General features: G+C 58.6%; 13 protein-coding genes and 1 pseudogene. 6 read left to right on the top strand and 8 right to left on the bottom strand.

The genetic code is table 11. The features are described from left to right. Positions 1 to 277: 277 nt before the first annotated feature. The 5 genes and pseudogenes from DVS29_RS35640 to DVS29_RS38395 all read left to right on the top strand — a co-directional run. The gene (locus DVS29_RS35640) at positions 278 to 1282 is read left to right on the top strand and encodes a LysR substrate-binding domain-containing protein (RefSeq protein WP_118185861.1); all 1005 of its coding nucleotides are present in this window, start codon (positions 278 to 280) and stop codon (positions 1280 to 1282) included. Between the two features lie 212 nt (positions 1283 to 1494). Next, entirely contained in the window at positions 1495 to 2928 is a 1434-nt protein-coding gene (locus DVS29_RS35635; protein ID WP_118185859.1) for an aldehyde dehydrogenase family protein, read from the top strand. 20 nt (positions 2929 to 2948) lie between these two features. Then, a complete protein-coding gene (locus DVS29_RS35630; RefSeq protein WP_118185857.1) occupies positions 2949 to 3701 on the top strand; it encodes an SDR family oxidoreductase in 753 nt (250 codons plus the stop codon). A gap of 51 nt (positions 3702 to 3752) precedes the next feature. Next, positions 3753 to 5387 carry a citrate lyase subunit alpha gene (gene citF / locus DVS29_RS35625; protein WP_240655970.1) on the top strand — a complete coding sequence of 545 codons (1635 nt, stop codon included), beginning with the start codon at positions 3753 to 3755 and terminating at the stop codon, positions 5385 to 5387. Between the two features lie 12 nt (positions 5388 to 5399). Beyond that, positions 5400 to 5471, top strand: a pseudogene (locus DVS29_RS38395) (hypothetical protein); the annotation flags it as partial. A gap of 23 nt (positions 5472 to 5494) precedes the next feature. On the opposite strand, the gene DVS29_RS35615 reads toward DVS29_RS38395, so the two are convergent. The 7 genes from DVS29_RS35615 to DVS29_RS35585 all read right to left on the bottom strand — a co-directional run bounded on the left by DVS29_RS35615 (position 5495) and on the right by DVS29_RS35585 (position 15353). After that, positions 5495 to 6307, bottom strand: coding sequence for an HpcH/HpaI aldolase/citrate lyase family protein (locus DVS29_RS35615; RefSeq protein ID WP_118185853.1), 813 nt, complete (start codon positions 6305 to 6307; stop codon positions 5495 to 5497). Between the two features lie 16 nt (positions 6308 to 6323). Continuing rightward, positions 6324 to 7511 carry a CaiB/BaiF CoA transferase family protein gene (locus DVS29_RS35610; RefSeq protein ID WP_118185865.1) on the bottom strand — a complete coding sequence of 396 codons (1188 nt, stop codon included), beginning with the start codon at positions 7509 to 7511 and terminating at the stop codon, positions 6324 to 6326. Positions 7512 to 7602: 91 nt separating this feature from the next. Then, the gene (locus tag DVS29_RS35605) at positions 7603 to 8970 is read right to left on the bottom strand and encodes an MFS transporter (protein WP_118185851.1); all 1368 of its coding nucleotides are present in this window, start codon (positions 8968 to 8970) and stop codon (positions 7603 to 7605) included. Positions 8971 to 9237: 267 nt separating this feature from the next. Further along, entirely contained in the window at positions 9238 to 10950 is a 1713-nt protein-coding gene (locus DVS29_RS35600; RefSeq protein WP_118185849.1) for a GMC family oxidoreductase, read from the bottom strand. Between the two features lie 241 nt (positions 10951 to 11191). After that, on the bottom strand, positions 11192 to 12643 hold the full coding sequence (locus tag DVS29_RS35595; RefSeq protein WP_118185847.1) for an aldehyde dehydrogenase family protein: 1452 nt from the start codon (positions 12641 to 12643) through the stop codon (positions 11192 to 11194). 362 nt (positions 12644 to 13005) lie between these two features. Beyond that, a complete protein-coding gene (locus DVS29_RS35590; RefSeq protein WP_118185863.1) occupies positions 13006 to 14406 on the bottom strand; it encodes an aldehyde dehydrogenase family protein in 1401 nt (466 codons plus the stop codon). Positions 14407 to 14477: 71 nt separating this feature from the next. Beyond that, positions 14478 to 15353 (bottom strand): MBL fold metallo-hydrolase, encoded by an 876-nt coding sequence (locus DVS29_RS35585; protein WP_118185845.1) that lies wholly within the window; start codon positions 15351 to 15353, stop codon positions 14478 to 14480. Positions 15354 to 15613: 260 nt separating this feature from the next. Between DVS29_RS35585 and DVS29_RS35580 the strand changes: the two genes are divergently transcribed. Then, the gene (locus DVS29_RS35580) at positions 15614 to 16450 is read left to right on the top strand and encodes a helix-turn-helix transcriptional regulator (protein ID WP_118185843.1); all 837 of its coding nucleotides are present in this window, start codon (positions 15614 to 15616) and stop codon (positions 16448 to 16450) included. A 722-nt stretch (positions 16451 to 17172) separates the two neighbouring features. On the opposite strand, the gene DVS29_RS35575 is transcribed toward DVS29_RS35580, so the two are convergent. Further along, entirely contained in the window at positions 17173 to 18159 is a 987-nt protein-coding gene (locus DVS29_RS35575) for an aldo/keto reductase (protein WP_118185841.1), read from the bottom strand. Positions 18160 to 19058: the final 899 nt, after the last annotated feature.

Genomic DNA, 19058 nt, shown 5'->3' with positions numbered 1-19058 from the left:
CCAAGTTGCGTCATCGAAGAACCCCTTAAACTTTCCTATCTCCCAGGATAGTCCACCCGTACGTCGACGCCAGGACTTTTGCAGACATTCCCTAGCAGTCAGTCGATGGCGCAAGTTCGCACCAATAGCCGGCCCGGCTCATTTGCCGCCGATACGCGGCCATCCGGCGGCCGCAACGCTCTTTGGTTGTGGGCGCGTAGGAGGTTTCCCGGTGCACGCGGTCGACGATCCGCTTATGCTATACCTATAGATCAGACCGATAGCGGGGGCGGGCAGCATGGATGTACGGCAACTTAAATATTTCGTCACTATTGTGGACTCAAGCAGCCTTTCCAAGGCGGCAGAACGGCTCTTCGTTGCACAGCCGTCGCTTAGTCAGCAGATGCAAAATCTTGAATCGGAACTCGACACTACGCTTCTGGTGCGCAGTCCGCAGGGAGTACAGCCGACAGAAGCGGGCAGGGCACTTTACAGGATGGCCCGTGATGTCATCAAGAGAATGGAGCAGATTCGCGTCAAGGTCCACCAGGGCGGGGGCATTGAAACGGGAACGGTTGCCATAGGCTTTCCGACTACCGTAGCGGCAGTTCTGGCACAGCCTCTGTTCCGGCGGGTTAGACAGACGTACCCGGGCATCAAGCTGCAGATTTTTGAGAGCATGAGCGGCTACATCACGGAGCTTCTCGCCAACGGCCGTCTGGACCTGGCCATCCTGTTTCGCGACACGGAGAGCGTTGGCGTGTCCGTGCATCCGCTTTTCGATGAAGACCTGTACTTGGTTGGACAATGCGTCGCCAATCTCGACGACTATACTCAGGTGTGCCCGGTTCGACTGCTCAATAATGTTCCAATGGTTGCGCCGGGCCCGTCAAGCGGCCTGCGCCTTCTCATCGAACGGACCTTCGCACGCGCTGACGCCACACTTAACATCGTCGCGGACATCGATTCTTTGCCCACGTTGCTGGAAATCGCGGAATCCGGCGAGGCATGCACCATTCTGCCTGCGTCGGCGCTGTCACGCCGCCGTTTTCACACCCGGCCACTCATCCGGAAGATTGTCGAGCCGGAGATGCGTCGCCCCGCGAGCCTTTGCTGGTCAAACGCGGTCCCTGCAGTCGCAGCGACGCAGGTCGTCCGCACGACAGTGATCGAATTGATGACCGAGTTGCAGGCGAAAGGAGAATGGCCCGGCATCACGATTCGCGGGCCAGTGGCCGAGCCGACCACGCCGCCGTCGCAGGGGAAGCGCGAACGACGGCGGCGTCAGTCGACCGAAGAGTAGGAGGCGACCACGGGAGAGGCCCTCGCCATATTTGTCAGGCAGCAGGCATGCGCTGCGCCCGATATAGGCTAGATCTATATCGGGGAGACCGAATCCATATTTCCCTCTGTGCCGCTACGAAGCGTACATTCAGCCCATCCATTCGGAAAAGCTGCCGGGTGCGTGCGGCTCCATACTGCGACGCTCGCGCCTTGCATTAACGGAGACAAGCGGTGAGCACGATTTTCATCAACGGAAAGTGGGCCGATGCGGCATCGGGCGAAAGCATCGACGTGATTAACCCGTCACAAGGTGAGAAATTCACCGCCATCAGCCGAGGCAAAGCTGAAGATATCGACCGAGCGGTTCTGGCGGCACAGGCGGCACTCGAAGGCGAATGGGGCCGATTGACGGCAACAGAACGGGGCAGGCTGCTCTGCAAGCTCAGTCAGCTGATTCTTGACAATGCAGAAGACCTCGCTCAAATCGAAGCGCGCGACACCGGCAAGCCGTTGACCGTCGCCCGCAATGACGTAAAAGTGGTTGCGCGGTACTTCGAGTTCTACGGCGCCGCAGCTGACAAGGTGCACGGCCAGACAATTCCCTACCTCGACGGCTTCAACGTCAGCGTCGTGCGGGTTCCGCACGGTGTCACCGCTCACATCATTCCTTGGAATTACCCCGCCCAAATGCTAGGGCGCACAATTGCGCCCGCGCTTGCAATGGGCAATGCCGCGGTGCTAAAGCCTTCCGAAGATGCATGCCTGAGCAGCATCCGCATAGTCGAACTCGTCGAAGAGGCGGGCTTCCCCGCAGGTGCGTTAAACCTCGTGACGGGTTTCGGCTACGAAGCTGGCGCCGCGCTGACGGCACACCCGAAAATCAACTTCGTCACGTTCACTGGCTCGCCGGAAGTGGGTGTGATGGTTCAGGAAGCGACGGCACGCAACCACGTTCCGTGCGTACTCGAGCTAGGTGGCAAGTCGCCGCAAATCGTGTTCGAAGACGCCGACCTCGACAAGGCCGCGCCGCAAATCGTTCGCGCCATCGTCCAGAACGCAGGCCAGACATGCTCGGCGGGCAGTCGACTGCTGATTCAGGAAAGCATCTACGACAGATTCATCGAGAAAGTCGCACGGCTTTTTGCCGAGGTCCGAGTCGGAACACCGGAGATGGACCTCGACTGCGGCCCCATCGTCAGCGCCCGGCAGCAAAAGCGCGTCAGGGGGTTCATCGACGAGGCCAGGGCGTCTGGTGTGCCAGTCCTCGCCGAAGGCAAGATTGCCACAGATGCACCCTCGAGTGGCTTCTTCGTGGCACCCGTCCTCTTCGGTCAGGTACCGCGCGACCATCGTCTGGCGTGCGAAGAGGTGTTCGGACCGGTTCTTTCGGCAATGCCCTTCAAGGATGAAGCGGACGCGGTTGCACTGGCGAATGCTACCGAGTTTGGTCTGGCAGCAGGGGTGTGGACGGAAAACGGTAGCCGCCAGGCGCGTATGGCCCGCAAGGTCATCGCGGGTCAGGTGTTTATCAACTGCTATGGCGCAGGCGGTGGTGTCGAGCTTCCGTTCGGCGGCATGAAGAAAAGTGGCCACGGCCGTGAGAAGGGCTTCCTGGCGCTTGAAGAGATGAGCACCATCAAGACGGTCGTGCAGAACTACAACTGAACAGATGTCGGAGACAGAAAATGGCAGCACTCCAAGGTAAGGTCGCGATCGTTACGGGCGCGGCAAGCGGATTCGGGGCGCAAATCGCACGACGTTATGTTGAACAGGGCGCGAAGGTTGTCATCGCCGACCTGAATGGGCCGGCAGGTGAGAAGGCGGCTGCGGAACTGGGCGAAAATGCGATTGCGGTCGCGTGCGACGTGACCAAAGCCGCAGACGTTTCGAACGCCGTCCGCATCTGTGTGGAGAAGTTCGGCGTTCCCGACATTGTCGTCAACAACGCAGGCACGACGCACAGGAACCAGCCGATGCTTGATGTCGATGAAGCAACGTTCGACCGCGTCTACGCGGTGAACGTCAAGTCCATCTATCACATGGCCCATGCTGTCGTTCCGCTCATGCGTGCGCGCAAGAACGGGGTCATTCTGAACGTCGGTTCCGTCGCAGGCATCCGCCCACGCCCCGGTCTCACCTGGTACAACGGCTCGAAAGGGGCTGTGAACATGCTGTCAAAATCGATGGCCGTCGAACTTGCCCCGGACAACATTCGCGTCAACGCAATCTGCCCAGTCATGGGTGCCACGGCGCTGCTCGAACATTTCATGGGCGTTCCCGATACGCCCGAAAACCGGGCGCGCTTCGTCGCCACGATTCCGCTCGGTCGCCTTTGCGAGCCGGACGACGTGGCGCAGGTTGCCGTTTTTCTCGCCACCGATGGTGCCGAGTACCTGACCGGCCTCGAAGTGCCCGTCGACGGTGGGCGCACAGTGTGAGAGCTAACGCCGGCCATGTCGCGATGTTCGGTCGGCGGCGCATCGTAGCCTATGTGGGCCAAGCAAACTCGTATTTCCGCAACCGCCGGCAAAGCATTAAATTGTGGAGATGCCAATTCGCATGAGACGCCGACGATGGAAAATGCACTAGGCCGCCTCTTGCCCGAATTCCTATCGGGCTATGGAAACGTCGCACCGTTCACGGGCACATTTGAACTTCCGCCTGTCTTCGAACGTGCTGCGGTTCGCGTGACACCGGTGCCACCGTCGGGAGAAAAGCGTCTGCCTGACATCGAGACAGCGCTGGTCGAGTGTGGCGTTCACCACGGAGCTACACTGTCGTTTCACCACCATCTGCGCAACGGCGATCGCGTTCTGAACATGGTTCTCGAAGTCGCCGCAAAGATGGGACTCAGAGGCTTACGTATCGCGGCCAGTTCGATTTTCCCCGTGCACTCGCCGCTCGTTGAACACTTTGCTTCCGGCGTCGTCGAGAGCGTTTGCACCTCGTACGTGGCCGGCCCGGTGGCCGACGCCATCAGTTCCGGCAAGCTCAGGAACATCGCAATCCTCCAGACGCACGGTGGTCGCGCCAGAGCGATCGAAGCAGGCGAACTGCTCATCGATATCGCCTTCATTGCTGCGCCGACTGCCGACGACTACGGAAACATCAATGGCGTGGACGGACCTTCCGCGTGTGGCACGCTGGGATATGCACAGGTTGATGCCGAATGCGCGCGGCGGGTGGTGGCAGTCACGGACAACCTCGTGCCCTATCCCGCATGCCCGGCAGAAATCACGCAGGAACGGGTCGACTACGTGGTCGCAGTGCCGAGCATTGGAGATGCCTCCCAGATTGTTTCGGGCACAACCCGCGTAACGCAGGACCCGGTTGGGTTGGGCATCGCTTCCACCGCCTCAAAGGTGCTGGATGCAGGCGGTCTTATCAAGGATGGCTTTTCCTTTCAGACCGGAGCTGGCGGTGTCTCGCTCGCCGTGGCGAAGTACGTACGGGAACTGATGAAGGACCGGAAGATTCAGGGGAGCTTCGCAGCCGGCGGGGTCACCCAGCAGATCGTGTCCATGCTCGAAGAGGGTCTGTTCCGGTCCATCTTTGACGTGCAATGCTTCGACCTCGACGCCGTGCGTTCCTATCGTGAGAATCCCCGGCATCAGCGGATGTCCGCGTCGCTCTACGCCAACCCATGCAATCGCGGACCGGTGGTGAACCGCCTCGACTCGATGATCCTTGGTGCAGCGGAGATTGACCTTGATTTCAACGTCAACGTTTCGACGGGCTCGGACGGCAGCCTTCTCGGTGGCTCTGGTGGCCACAGCGATACCGCCGCCGGCGCCAGGATTGCGCTTGTGACGACCAGGCTCAAGGCAGGCGCGTACCCGAAAATCGTCGAGAAGGTCACCACTGTGACGACACCGGGCGCCTCAATCGATGTCGTCGTCACGGAAGCGGGTGTCGCCGTGAATCCCGGGCGTCCGGATCTCACAACCCGGCTCGTGACAGCTGGCCTGAATGTCGTGCCTATCCAGCGACTTTACGATCTGGCAAACGACGGCGCCGAGTCCCGGATTCGGCGAAAGGACCACGGCGGTGGCAGTGACCGTCGCGTTGTCGCTGTCCAGGAGTATCGAGATGGTACTGTCATTGACGTACTACGACAGGTGTGAACACACGAGGAGGGGCGGCAACTTGCGCAGAAGATTGCACGGCTCGCGATAAAAGCGACACAGCCTGACAATGCCATTCTTGGCAAGCTTTGCAGTGTCGCCTTCAGTCAGATCACAGAGATGCCGGCCGTCTCAAGGATGTCGCGTGCCTTCGAAATAACCGGCACGTCGACCATTTTTCCATCTAGAGCCGTGGCGGAACCACCGCTTGCGTTCACGGCCTCCAGCACGCGTTTAGCCCAGTCAATCTCCTCCGCGGAAGGTGCGAACGCCGCGTGCACATGGGGTATCTGTTTGGGGTGGATGCAGAGTTTGCCACGGAAGCCGAGGTTTTTGGCACGCAGCGTCTCCGCGCGCAACAGCCCTCCGTCGTCGATCGAGACCGTCACGCCGTCGACCGGCGCACCGATCTTCGCAATGCGCGACACGAGCGTGAGCTGCGAGCGAAAGTAGAGCAGTTCGTCGCCGTCACCCTGGATTCCAGTGTCAACCTGAAAATCGATCGTCCCGAAGAGCAGGCGCTGTACCAACGGCACAGATGCGATCGCGCGAAGCTGGTCGAACGCGGCGGCGGTCTCAATGAGTGGCAGGAGCACCGCTCCCTCCGGTAACGCCATCGCGACGGCTCGAAGCGCGCGTTCGTCTTCCGCTTTCGGAACGACGATCCCAAGCAGACCGGAGCACTTCACGAGTTCCGCGATGTCTTCGGCGTACCAGACCGTGTCGGCAGCGTTGATGCGGACGTAGGCGCGCCCGCCGGTGGACAGCCACGCGGCCACAGTCTGGCGAGCGTCAACCTTGAGGTCCGATGCGACTGCATCCTCCAGGTCCAGAATGACGGCGTTGGCGCCCGACGAGCACGCCTTCTCAAAGCGCTCGGGACGATTACCAGGGACGAATAGATACGATTTTGCATGCATAGAGCTGTGGTTTCTCTCAGTCGACCGATGCCTTCACGAAGGCCTTATAGCCGCTTCCACCATCATCCGGGAAGCCGAGTTCGTGCAGGATTGCGGTCGTGTGTTGCCCGACGGCGGGAATGGGGTCCATACGCGGATTGAACGACGAAGGCACGCCGGGTGGCAACAGTGCGGGAATCTTGCCGGTGGGCGTTTCGACGGTAGTCCAGCGGTGGCGCGCCAGAAGTTGTGGATGCCGCCAGACTGCGCTCATGTCGTTGACCTTGGCGTTTGCGACGCCGGCGTCGTCAAGGCGTGCCACAACTTCAGCCGCCGAAAGCTCCGAGAAAATCGAGGTGATGATGGTGCGAAGCTCTGCCTTGTTGCTGACGCGCTTCGGATTCGCGTCGAAGCGGACGTCGGTCGCCAGTTCGGACTGCTTTAAGACCTTTTCACAGAAGAGCACCCATTCGCGCTCGTTCTGCAGACCGAGCATCACGGTGTCGCCGCTGCCCACCTCGAACGGACCATACGGGAAAATGGTTGCGTGCGCGGCCCCTGCGCGTGGCGGAGGAGTCTGGTCTTCGAATGCATAGTAAAGGGGAAAGCCCATCCACTCGACCATGCACTCCAGCATGGAGACGTCGATGCGACAGCCTTCACCCGTGTGCTGACGTTGCAGGAGTGCCGCCAGAATGTTCGTGTAGGCATACATGCCGGCGGAGATGTCCGCCACCGAGCAACCGGCCTTCGCGGATTCCTCTGGTGAGCCGGTGACAGAGAGGAAGCCTGCCTCACTCTGGATGAGCAGGTCATACGCCTTCTTGTCGCGATAGGGGCCATCCGGACCGTAACCGCTGATGTTGCAGACAATCAGGCGAGGGAAGCGCTCGTGCAGTGCCTCATAGCCCAGGCCTAGGCGGTCCGTCGCACCTGGGGCAAGGTTCTGCACGAGGACATCCGCGTCAGCGAGGAGCGCTTCAACGACGTCCGTTGCCCCTTCCGCTTTCAGATCAAGCGCGAGGCTCTCTTTCGAGCGATTCGTCCACACGAAGTGCGACGACATGCCGTTGACGCGATTGTCGTAGCCGCGAGCGAAGTCGCCGGCTCCCGGGCGTTCGATCTTGATGACGCGTGCACCCAGGTCGGCGAGCTGCCGCGTGCAAAATGGCGCGGCAATCGCGTGCTCCAGCGTAATGACCTTGATTCCGTCTAGTGGTCGCATGTTTTCCTCCATATCAAATATCGGCTAAGAAGCGGGTGCGACCACCCGCCTGTCCGATCAGCACGAGTCTCATCGAAGCAAAAATCAGGCGTCAATGCACGTCGATGTCTAACGCCGGAGATCCGAGTTGGACCGGATTGCGACGTCTGGCGTAGTACAGACCTTTCGTGCCGACGGCAGCGGCGGCCAGCGCGGCCGGAATTGCGAGTCCGAAAAAGATGGTCCGGAAATCCCAGCCCATCGTCATCAGCACACCACCCATCGAAGCACCCAGAATTCCGCCAAAGCGACCGATGCCCAGCATCCAGCTCACGCCAGTCGCGCGGTATTGAGTCTGATAGAAGTGGGCCGCGAGAATGACCATCGATACTTGCGCACCCATCGCGAACCCGGCGCCGAACACGAGCACGCGCAGCGTCCCGACTTCGCCGGGGTGCATGGCGATGAGCATCACCATGATCGAGGCGATTGTGTACGAGACGCTCATCACCAGGTGATGACTCAATCTGTCCATAAGCCAGCCCATCAGAACCGAGCCGAACATGCTTCCGAACTGGAACATGCCGGTAACGACCGCGGCTTGGGCCATGGAGATACCCGCGTCCTTCATGAGCGTCGGCAACCAGCCGGTCAGCATGTAGACGACGACAAGGCCCATGAAATAGGTGACCCACAGCAGTATCGTCCCGGTGCCATTGTCATAGCGGAACAGCGACTTGATGGACGACCCGGACGACCCCAAGGCGGCTTCCGGCACGGTGAAGTATGCATTCGACAAGTCCGCGGTTGACGAGATGCGGCGCAGGATTCTGGCTACACGCGCTGGCGGTGCGTTGCGGCATACGAGGAAGCGGATCGATTCGGGAAGGACGACAATGAGGACGGTGCCGATAATGAGCGGCAGCACCCCACCAACCACCAGGAGACTGCGCCAGCCAAAGGTGGGGATGATCTTCGAAGCGACGAAACCCGATGATGCGGAACCGAGCGAAAACCCTGCAAACATCAGATTCGAAAGCAGCGCGCGGCGTTTGCGCGGCGCGTATTCGCTCATGAGGGTCACCGCATTTGGCATTGCAGCACCGAGCCCGAGGCCAGTGAGGAAGCGGAACATCGTCAGCGACCAGAGCGACCACGCGGTGGAACTGAAGAGGCTTGCCAGACCGAAAATTATCACGGAAATCACGATGACCCTCTTCCGGCCATATCGGTCAGCGAGCGGCCCGGCCGTTAGGGCGCCAACCGCGAGGCCGAAGAGCGCAGCGCTCATCACCGGTGCGAGGGCAGCCTTCGTTACACCCCATTCGGAAACGAGCGACGGTGCAATGAAGCCCATCGCCGCAGTATCCAGACCATCAACGGCCACTACGCAAAAACACAGGAAAAGGATTGCCCACTGAAATCCGGAAAAACGATGGTTGTCCAGAAACTCCTGGACGTCGATCAATCGCGAGTGCATGGCTTGTCTCCAACTTTGTCGAAACCTTCGGATAGGAAAGACGCTGACTTTTGCCGGCTATGGCTTCGCGAACCAAAGATTGTATTTAGATGTACTTCGGCCGCGTCAGTGGGGACAAGGTACCTGCTAAGTGACGAGTAGAGGAAAGACGAGATGAACCTGGCCGATATAGGGCAATCCTATGTCGGGAGTCACGAACAGGTAAGCGGCAGATCCAGCATGTGTCGGACCTGCCGCTCCCCGCGTAGAAGCTAGCAGTGACTATGGTCACGCAGTTGCGAGGACCAGTTCCGCAGCGCGCCAACCAATCAGGATGGAAGGTGCATTCGTATTGCCTGTCGTGATGGTCGGCATAATGGACGCGTCGGCCACGCGCAGCCCTTGCACGCCGTGAACTCGCAATGTCGGGTCTACGACCGCCATCTCGTCTACGCCCATCTTGCAGGTGCTCGTTGGGTGGAAGAACGTTGAGCACGACTGCCGAAGGAAATGCATCATGTCCGCGCGTGTTCGGACACGAGGACCGGGCAGCAGTTCCTCTTTGCGGATATCCGCGAAGGCCTGTCCGGCACCGATTTCGCGTGCAAGCTCGGTCGCGTGCATGAACGCATCGACGTCTGTTTTCGTCGAAAGATAATTGGGGTTGATGACAGGCCGGTCGCGAAAGTCATTTGATTTCAGCGTGATAGTTCCCCGCGAGGTTGGCTGCATCACGCCGGACAGAATCGAGTAGCCGTTCTTTGCCTTCACGTTAAGCTCTGGCGTGGAGAAGGGGAGGCTGACGTAGAGCGTGTTGATGTTCGGCGTGGGCTGCTTCGAATCGGTTTTCGCCCACATATAGGCTTCGGAATGGTTGTAATGCGAGACGGGTACCTGATTTTTGGCCTCGTAGTTGACTCCTGCACCTAGGACGTGGTCCTGAAGGTTTTGGCCAACTCCGGACAGCGCGACCTTTGTTTCGATGCCGACGCGCTGCAAATCCTGTGCGCGGCCGATACCTGAGAGCATGAGAATTTTGGGCGACTCGATGCTGCCGGCGGAAAGGATGACTTCCTTGTTGACTCGGACCGTCGCTGACTTTCCGTTGTGCAAATAACTTACGCCGACGCAGCGATTGCCCTCAATGACAAGTTGCGTGGTAGGGGCATCGGTGAAAACCGTGAGATTTTTGCGGCTCATCGCCGGCTTCAGGAAGGCGAGGCCAGTGGATTGCCGGGTCCCTCCGCTGAGGGTCATGTTGACCCACGCGGGGCCATCGAGCCGTTCGCTGTTGAAATCAGGGTTCGCAGGATGTCCAAGGTCTACCGCCGACTGAATGAAGGCCGCGGCGCCCGGGTGACGGAGTCCCGGCGCAGGCTGAGTGATGCGCAACGGGCCGCCGGTACCGCGGTATTCGCTGGCTCCGCCTTCCCAGTCCTCAAGCGCTTTGTATGCGGGCAACACAGACGCGAAATCCCAGCCGGCGCAACCTGCGGCGGCCCACGAATCGTAGTCGTGCCGATGGCCGCGGCAGAAAATCATGGCGTTGACGTCACTGTTTCCACCAATCGCATAGGCGCGAGGCCAGTCGATGATGCGCTTGTTGGCGTGGACCTGTTGTGTTGTCGGGAAGTGCTCGACGAAAGGCTGCGCGAGCGATTGCGGCCAGAGGAGCGGGTTCTGGATTTCCGGCAGTTGGTCGGTGCCACCGGCTTCGAGAACCAGCACCGTCGCGTCGGACAACTGCGCGAGGCGAGCGGCGGCAGTAGCGCCTGATGAACCTGCGCCGATTACGATGTAATCGAATCCTTCTGTCGGCACGGGCACGTCTTTGGTGGAATTGGCGAAGACGTTGTTCGAAAAAGCGAGGGACAGGGAATTGGCGAGTCCGATGGAAAGGCCCGCGGCCGCCATGCGCGAGAGAAACTCGCGACGATCGATCGTCTTCGTCTTGTAGGCGTGCACTGCCTCAGCGCCACTGCGCCGAATTTTGGTGTTCATTTGTAGTCTCCTGAAAAGCGTTGCACGTCTTCGCTGCCCGTTAAATCAGGCAATCCAAAGCGCGCGCGTGTCCCCGCAACTAGCGGTGGTGGATTTATATGGGCAGACGTACGACGTTGCGCCACGTCGCCATTGCTGAGGTCCGGACAGTGAGCTCCTGAAATTGCAGATGCCGAATTTCATCCAGGAATCCGGGCCCGTTCTGGCGATGACCCCGAATGGAGCCACGGACCCTGTGTCATTACTTTCTGAGCATGAGCGTTTTTGTGTTTGTGAATTCGCAAAGGCCTTCGTGGCCATTTTCGACACCGATGCCCGATTGCTTGAAACCACCGAACGGGATATCAATGCCGTGGATGTGGATTTCGTTCACCCACACTGTGCCGGTTTCGAGACGGTTAGCCACGGCAATGGCTTCTGCGCGGTCCGGACCCCAGACTGAGCCGCCGAGGCCGAACGGGCTCGCGTTTGCACGCGAAACGACATCGTCTACGCTATCGAACGCGAGAATCGGCAGAATCGGGCCGAACGGCTCTTCTCGCACGATCCGGCTGTTTTCGGGCGGGTTGTCGACGATCGTTACCGGCACGAAATTTCCGGCTAGACTGCGGTCGATGTCTCCGCCCAGCGGAACCTCGTAGCCGTTCTTCTTCACGTCGTCGAACAGATCGATCAGCTTGTTGTACTGCATGCGATTCTGAATTGGGCCCAGGTCAGTGCTTGCGTCCATACCATCGCCGACCTTCTTCGTTTTCGCGCACTCGACAAACTCACGAACAAATTCAGCGTGGATGCTCGAGTGAACGTAGAGGCGCTTGATTGCAATGCACCATTGGCCTGAGTTGCCGAACGCCGCCCAGAAGAGCGTTGGAATGATGGCTTTGTAGTCGGTTCCCTGCAGGACGATTGCGGCGTCGTTGCCACCGAGCTCAAGGGTTACACGCTTCAGGTTGGTCGAACTGCTTGCCATTACTTTCTTGCCGGTTGCCGTCGAGCCCGTGAAGCTGATTTTCGCAATGTCCGGGTGCTCCGTCATGACTTGACCGAGTTCGTTGCCGCCGGAGACGACGCTGAGCACGCCCGCTGGCAGCACTTTCTGCGCTATCTCGCCGAAGCGCAGAGACGTTAGCGGCGTGTACGGCGATGGCTTAAGCACCATTACGTTGCCGGTGACGAGGCAAGGCGCGACCTTCCAAAGACCGAGCAGTACCGGGAAGTTCCACGGTGTGATTGCACCTACGACGCCTAGCGGCGTGTGATGCACTTCGACCGTGTGCTGCTCCGTGTCCTCGATCACTTCGACCGGGATTGTGCGCTTCGCGACTTCACGTACCCAGTAGATTGCCGCTTCGACCTCGCTCTTCGCCATCGTGTGGCGGGGCTTGCCCTGCTCAAGCGTGAGCAAGGTCACGAGGTCTTCCTTGTTTTCCTCCAGTGCGTCGGCGTAGCGCGTGATGTACGCGCCGCGTTCTTCCCAGCCCAGAGCGGACCACGCGGGCAATGCCCTTCGCGCCCCCTGAATGGCTGCCTCGAGCTGCTCGGACGAGGCATCGGGCGCCCGAGCGATGACCTCGTTGCTGGCGGGATTGAACACGTCGAACGTGTTGTGTGCTGTAGTCAGGTCGCCGTTGATCGACAGCAGGTAAGGTTTAGTGAAGTCAACCTTGACGGAGGAGGATTGCGCGTTCGACATTGAGTTCATCCTGGAAAGCGGGCGAGCGTTAGGTGCACAGATGCAGGCGCAGAAAACTGATCAAACTGAAACGCAGTCCTACGCATGCACGACTACACTCGCGCGCTCTCCCTTGGTTGAGGGATCCACCGTTTTGCACTGCTCCAGACGTTGGACCCGACTGGTAACAATCGCGGGCAGTATAGGCATGGGCCAGTCGGCCATGGAAAGACGAGATGGAGCTACCCGATATAGCTGGAACCTATTTCAGGGGAAACCCGCTGTGCGTATTTGGCAGTGGCGCTACCAGGTCAACGGACGGATGGGAGTTCATGTCCAGCCAGTCGCACTGCTTCAGAGGGCCACACCTCGATGTGGTGAGATCAGTTCAATGCGTCTGATCGCCAGACCATCATTTTTTCCGTTTGCATATCGTGCATCGTGGAGGGGATACCTCCCACACCAAGTCCGGAGGACCGCGCGCCGGCGAACGGCATCCAGTCGACGCGGAACAGGGTGTTTTCGTTCACCATGATCGCTGTGCCATCAAGCTGGCGATAGCAATGCATGGCGGTTTCGATGTTCTGCGTGAAAACTGCGGCCTGGAACGAGAACGGGAGACTGTTGGATAGTGCAATTGCTGAGTCCATGTCGTCGTAACTGTATACGCACACGACCGGCCCGAATATTTCCTTGAGCGTGACGTCTTCGTTGGTTCCCGGGTCGAGAAGTACGGTGTTCGCGTAGCAGCTGTCGGAAAGCTTTTTGCCACCTGAGACGAGCTTCGCACCCGTGTTCACGGCGCTGCCCACCCATCGAGCAACCCGATTGACTTCTTCGCGGCTGATGAGCGGGCCGACGTCGGTAGACATCAAAAGAGGATCGCCCGTGATCATTTTGTCACCCAGGTTTGCGATACCGTTCGCTACGTCGTTTGCAATGCTCCGATGGCAAAGGACTCGCTGCACACTGACACATGCTTGGCCTGCATGCCAGAAGCCGCCACGAGCGAGACGAGGCAGTGCCATATCCAGGTTCGCGTCGTGCGAAACGATCACTGGCGCCGCACCGCCGTGTTCAAGGGCACTTCGTGTACCTGGCGCGAGTTTGGACTTCAGCATCCAGCCTACGCCGGCCGAGCCAATGAAGCTGAAGAAGCCCACTCGCGAGTCTGTAACCAGTCGGGTTGCCAGTTCCAGATCCTTCGGCAAAACCATTTGCGCCCATTGAGGGGGCAGGCCTGCCTCGTGGAATATGTCGATCAGCGTTTTGCAGGAAAGAGGAGTGGACGGCGCAGGCTTGATGATAACGGGCGCTCCAACCGCTACGGCGGGCGCTATTTGATGAACCACGAGATTGAATGGGTGGTTGAACGCACTGATGCCTACCACCACCCCAATCGGCTCATACTGCGTGAACGCGACACGACCGGCCGACGTCGCGTTGAGGTCCATAGGCACCACATGTCCGCCTTTGGTCCGCAACTCCTCGATGCACGTGTGAATTCCATCGATACCTCGGTCAACCTCGATGAGCGAGTCTTTCAGTGGCTTACCGCCCTCATGGGCGGCTTGCCGTGCGATTTCTTCGCGGCGCGACGTTATGATTTCCGCGGCGCGCTTCAGGATCGCGAGACGCTGCTGCTTCGGCAGCCATTCGCGACGGTTGCGGAACAGCGCATATGCGGTTGCGAGAGCGCGCTCGACGTCTGTTTCGGATGCAGATGGGACGGTCCCAATCAACGATCCGTCAAAAGGCGAAAATACTTCGATCGTATCGGACATCCAGGTCTCCGAGACTGCCATGTGGTTGGAACGGGAGCGCGCCCGAGGGTGCGCATCATGAAATCCGCCGTTCAGACGGCTGGTGACCACAAGTCGTAGTTCAGCACGTATGCATTACCATCTCGCTGGACCGAGCCGGCGGTGGGAAGATTGAAGTGCATCCCCGTAATCGAGAGCTTGTCTGATACGACCCGGTCGAGCACTTGGCCGCGTGTACTTGCCGCTTGCGCAGGGTCGCTGTCAAACGCAATGGTGACGTCCGGTCGGGCCAACTGGATATGTGGGAAATGAACGATGTCGCCCCAGATCAAAAGTGAATCGGAGCCGTCTTCCAGAAGGAAGCCCGTGTGCCCAGGTGTATGTCCGAACAGCGGTACTGTCTGGATGCCCGGAAGAATTGCCTCCTGACGAAAGGGCACCAGTTTGTCGCCGTATGCATTGAACGCGTTGCGGGCTACCTCGAAGAAAGGGCGAAATCCATCGGGTGCACTCGTGTAGATGCTGTCGTCTCGCCAGAAACCGAGCTCTTTTTCATGTACGAAAAGCTGCTGGACGTTCGGAAACAGCGGTGTCTGCAGCGGGCCGGCTAGACCGCCGATATGGTCGGGGTGACCATGCGTGAGCAGAATCGTATCGATATCCAGTGGGTCGATGCCCGCGGCGGCGAGCGCCACCTGCAGGCGTCCGCCCCAACCGTTGATACCGCCTGCGCCGCTGTCGATGAGTATTGTCCGATTTCCGGTGTGAACAACGTACACGTTGATGTTCATTCGCGGCAACGCGGGCGCTCCGCGCTTCTCGAGTAGCGCCTCTGCCTTCGCCGCATCGATGCCGTTCAATAGTTCAAACGAGACGTCGAGATACCCGTCACTCAGCATCGTGACAGTCATGTCACCAACCTTCTTGCGATTGATGGCTGGAGCCTGGTAAGCAATAGGGGAACTCATGGTTATCTGAACCTTTGTTGAGTAAAAAGGAAACGCATATGATGGTGCTCGGGAGTGTAGTTCGTGCCCCGAGGCCAAACCGCTCAATTTCCTGCGCGTACTGCTCAACAGTGGTGTGGTCTGTCAGTGCTCAGCGGTGCTCGTGGCGGTAATTCCTAGCCTGTTGCAGTGTATTCTCGGGAGTTTCACCGCGTGGTGTCTGTAAAAGGACCGTTGCTGCGTCGGTTTGGACTCAAGAAACGGTAGAGCGGGGTGTACACATGCCGAAGCGAAATAGCCCGGCGATGAGGGCTGGTGCGTTGCTGGACGATCTTCTTGGACTTGCGCGGTCGCGAGACTCATTGCCGTGTGATTGCCTACGTTCCGTTCAGGCACACCAGGTCAACAAGTACGAGGTTGATGGAGCCACGCTGTCGTTTCCGTTGCTGGGGCATTTCAAGTACAGGGAGCGCGACAGTTGGCTCAACGTTCGACCGGGGCAAATTCTGGTGGTGCCCAACGCACGCAGTATTGACATCGAATACATCCCGGACCGGGAAAAAGGGGAGTTCGTCGCGCTGAGCGTTGTGCTGATGAATGAGCAACTGGAGGCAGCACGCCTGCTCCTGGCAGCTCCGCCGCCGACAGAGGTCGGAAAAATTGCGGCCATACCCGTCGCGAGCTTGCTTGATCCGTTAACGCGCTGGACTAGGGCGATGTATGACGGACAGCGTGCGCTATCGTTGCATGCGATGGTCGAGGCAGTGCTGTGCCTTTACGAGAGCGGATATACGGCAATCCTTCACCCGCGAGCTCCAAGTACGGCAATGACGATCCGCAAGTTGGTGACGAAAGACCCCTCTCACCGCTGGAACTCATCAGAGATCGAGGGCTTGACGGGACTGAGTGGACCAACCCTGCGTCGGCGAATGGCCGAGGAATCGACGACGCTACGCGCAGTAATCGCCGACGCTCGTGTTTCGGAGGCGCTTCGTCTATTGATGACGTCGCGGCTTCCGGTCAAGACCGTTGCAGCCCGTGTTGGCTATAACTCAGTGACCAGCTTCAGTCGTCAATTTTTCGAACGGTATGGCATTGAACCCTCGCAATTCCGATGACCGGCTTTGCCAAGCTTGCTTCTTCGAGCGACGCGAATAACCCGAAACGTGCCATCCGATTGCCAAGGACAAAGGCCCCTTTTTCGGCCATTGCCATCATTGGACTATCGGCGTTTGTCTGGCGGCTACAGACCGCTCCCCTGACTTTCGAAGCTTGACACGCGAGTCTATCGATCAACTCAAGCTATGCAGCGAATACGAGCTCAGTATCACAAAATTTACCAGCAGAGTGTATGCAACACTTGCGCTCTCGGTATAACCCGACTCAGCAAGCATTTTGCGCGATTTACATGCTGCCGAGCGCCGAATTGATAACTTTATAGTCGCAAAGTCGACATCTTTAATGCGTTCTACTTCAGTTGACTAACGAGCTGTCATCGGCAACTTGAACGTCGTCGAAACCTGACGGTGTAAAACTCACTGCGTGGAACTGACTTTTCTTGGTTTGTCTTCTTCGGGTCCGGTTTATCTACAACCCGGTTTTTCTTCGCTCCTTTCCCTTATTCCCCTTGTGGTTGCCGCATTCTGACCAGATATCTTCCCAAGGTCAGCCGTGGCGCAGAACCAGCGCGCCATCACCGCGTTATCGCTTCATCAATGTGAATTTCAAACCGTCCGTTTTGGATCAATTTGACGCCGCCGCTAACATCGAGCCTTATTGGTCGAGGATCGGGTCTTGCTAGCGAAACTACGAGCCAGACCTCGGCCATGTATCATCACGACTATTGGCTCACAGGCCCCTTAACGGACAAAAGCGCGTCTATCTCTGCCATAACGGTCGGTGGCAATGGGCCATAGGATAATGCACCTAAGTTTTCTGTCACCTGCTTGGGTGTTCTGAAACCGGGAATCGGGATGGTAGTGTCGCTTCGAGCCCATATCCAGCCCAATGCGCCTTGGGCAAGGCTGCGTCCGTCAATCGTCAGTAGGTCACGGACGGCATCTAGGCGGTCAGCGAAATCAGCACGTGGACGCCCATTGGCAAAATACGGTAACCACGCTGGTGGCGCGGCACGCACGTCAGCACCACGAACTTCAATGGAGCCATCGAATTTGGCAGTGAGAAGGCCCATGGCAAGAGGGGAGCGATTGAGGCTCAGCAAACCTTCTGCTTTACACAGGTCCGTCATTTCAACGGCGGGCTGGAATAGATTCAGTGCGTATTGAACGGCGACATATTCTGAGCGTCCGACCCAGCGAGCTGCTTGCGTGCGCTGGTCTGTACTCCAACCAAATGCACCAATCTTCCCCTCGGCGCAGAGATCCTCCAGCGTATCCGCCACCGACTCAGCCATGTCGCCAGGGTCGTCGACATGCAATTGGTAAAGCCCTATCTGTTCACAGCCCATGCGCGCCAGCGATGCCTCAACTGCCCAGCGGATGTATTCTCTCGACAGATTGACACCAGTAAGCATTCGGCTGGCACTATCATAAGTATTCCCAAATTTTGTCGCGATTACGGCGTCGGGCCGACCTCTTAATGCCCGGCCGAGGATTGTTTCCGAGTGGCCCGTACCATAAGCATCGGACGTGTCGAACAAGCGGATGCCTGCGTCGTAGGCGGCATGGATTGCTCGAATAGAAACGTTATCGTCAATCTCACCCCATCCCAAGGGCTGGTCACCCGCAAAGAATGGCCCGCCAATTGCCCAGCATCCAAGCCCCAGCGCGGGAACTGAGGCGCCCGTCCATAATGTTCGCGTTGTCATCGAATTGCCTTTCGTGATGTTCTGTTTCTATCAGATCTCGGTCCAAACGGATTCCGACCGTTGCCACCACTGACTAATCACTGGACCACCGAGGCAGAGCCTCTGGCAAGAATCAAAGCGCATACGAAACTTACGACCGTCGCAATGAGATCGTAGAGCGTCGCAACCGAGAACGTGCGACCGTAGACGACCACTCGTGATTGCCGCATAAGCACCTCGCCATGTTTCCGCATCGCAAAGAGCAACGCACCCACGACAGCTACGCCGACAATATTGCTGATCACCCGCATCGTTCCGAGGGAGCCCGATGCGACACCTGTCTAGTCCTCCCGGACACCGCCCAAAATGAAATCCAGCGCCATTGAGCATTGAAAACGATATGAGCAACGGCATCTCATGAGGAGCAAGTTCCCCCGTGACGATAGCAAGACCAAGGCCGGAAGCGAAACAAATCACTTCAAGAAGAAGGGTTTTATGCCCAATCATCCGGGCCAGTGCCAGTGCCAGTGCCAGTGCCAGTGCCAGTGCTAACAGCGAGCCGCACTCGATACGGTGGTCGGGCGAGGGTTGCAAAAACCAGTTGCGTTACCAATTTCAATCGCAACAGGTTTTGTGCAGCGTCGAAGACGGTTCATGTAGCTTAAGGGAGTGGCCGAGACATACTTGCAATGGGAACTGGCAGTCTGTCCCGGCGTTGGGCAGCGTCCGTGTTTTGACGCGCTGGAACGATCGCATGGACTCACGAGCCGGCCGTGTCTGACGCTCGCTGGCCGAGGGTGTGCAAAAACGCACCTATCGCCTAAGGAAGGTCTGCACAACACGTTCTCGGAGCGCCGATCTTTTTTCACGTCGGGCGTATCGGCTGCAGAGCCTGCTATCAGGTTGATCGTCCGACTTTT

It is taken from the genome of Paraburkholderia phosphatilytica (assembly GCF_003443895.1).
Classification (GTDB): Bacteria; Pseudomonadota; Gammaproteobacteria; order Burkholderiales; family Burkholderiaceae; genus Paraburkholderia; species Paraburkholderia phosphatilytica.
This window is presented reverse-complemented; position numbering and strand designations above follow the sequence as displayed.

Coding starts and splice junctions, on each gene's coding strand:
- DVS29_RS35640 (WP_118185861.1), top strand. CDS start 278: ATGGATGTACGGCAACTTAAATATTTCGTCACTATTGTGGACTCAAGC.
- DVS29_RS35630 (WP_118185857.1), top strand. CDS start 2,949: ATGGCAGCACTCCAAGGTAAGGTCGCGATCGTTACGGGCGCGGCAAGC.
- citF (WP_240655970.1), top strand. CDS start 3,753: ATGTGGGCCAAGCAAACTCGTATTTCCGCAACCGCCGGCAAAGCATTA.
- DVS29_RS35615 (WP_118185853.1), bottom strand. CDS start 6,307: ATGCATGCAAAATCGTATCTATTCGTCCCTGGTAATCGTCCCGAGCGC.
- DVS29_RS35610 (WP_118185865.1), bottom strand. CDS start 7,511: ATGCGACCACTAGACGGAATCAAGGTCATTACGCTGGAGCACGCGATT.
- DVS29_RS35605 (WP_118185851.1), bottom strand. CDS start 8,970: ATGCACTCGCGATTGATCGACGTCCAGGAGTTTCTGGACAACCATCGT.
- DVS29_RS35600 (WP_118185849.1), bottom strand. CDS start 10,950: ATGAACACCAAAATTCGGCGCAGTGGCGCTGAGGCAGTGCACGCCTAC.
- DVS29_RS35595 (WP_118185847.1), bottom strand. CDS start 12,643: ATGTCGAACGCGCAATCCTCCTCCGTCAAGGTTGACTTCACTAAACCT.
- DVS29_RS35590 (WP_118185863.1), bottom strand. CDS start 14,406: ATGTCCGATACGATCGAAGTATTTTCGCCTTTTGACGGATCGTTGATT.
- DVS29_RS35585 (WP_118185845.1), bottom strand. CDS start 15,353: ATGAGTTCCCCTATTGCTTACCAGGCTCCAGCCATCAATCGCAAGAAG.
- DVS29_RS35580 (WP_118185843.1), top strand. CDS start 15,614: ATGCCGAAGCGAAATAGCCCGGCGATGAGGGCTGGTGCGTTGCTGGAC.
- DVS29_RS35575 (WP_118185841.1), bottom strand. CDS start 18,159: ATGACAACGCGAACATTATGGACGGGCGCCTCAGTTCCCGCGCTGGGG.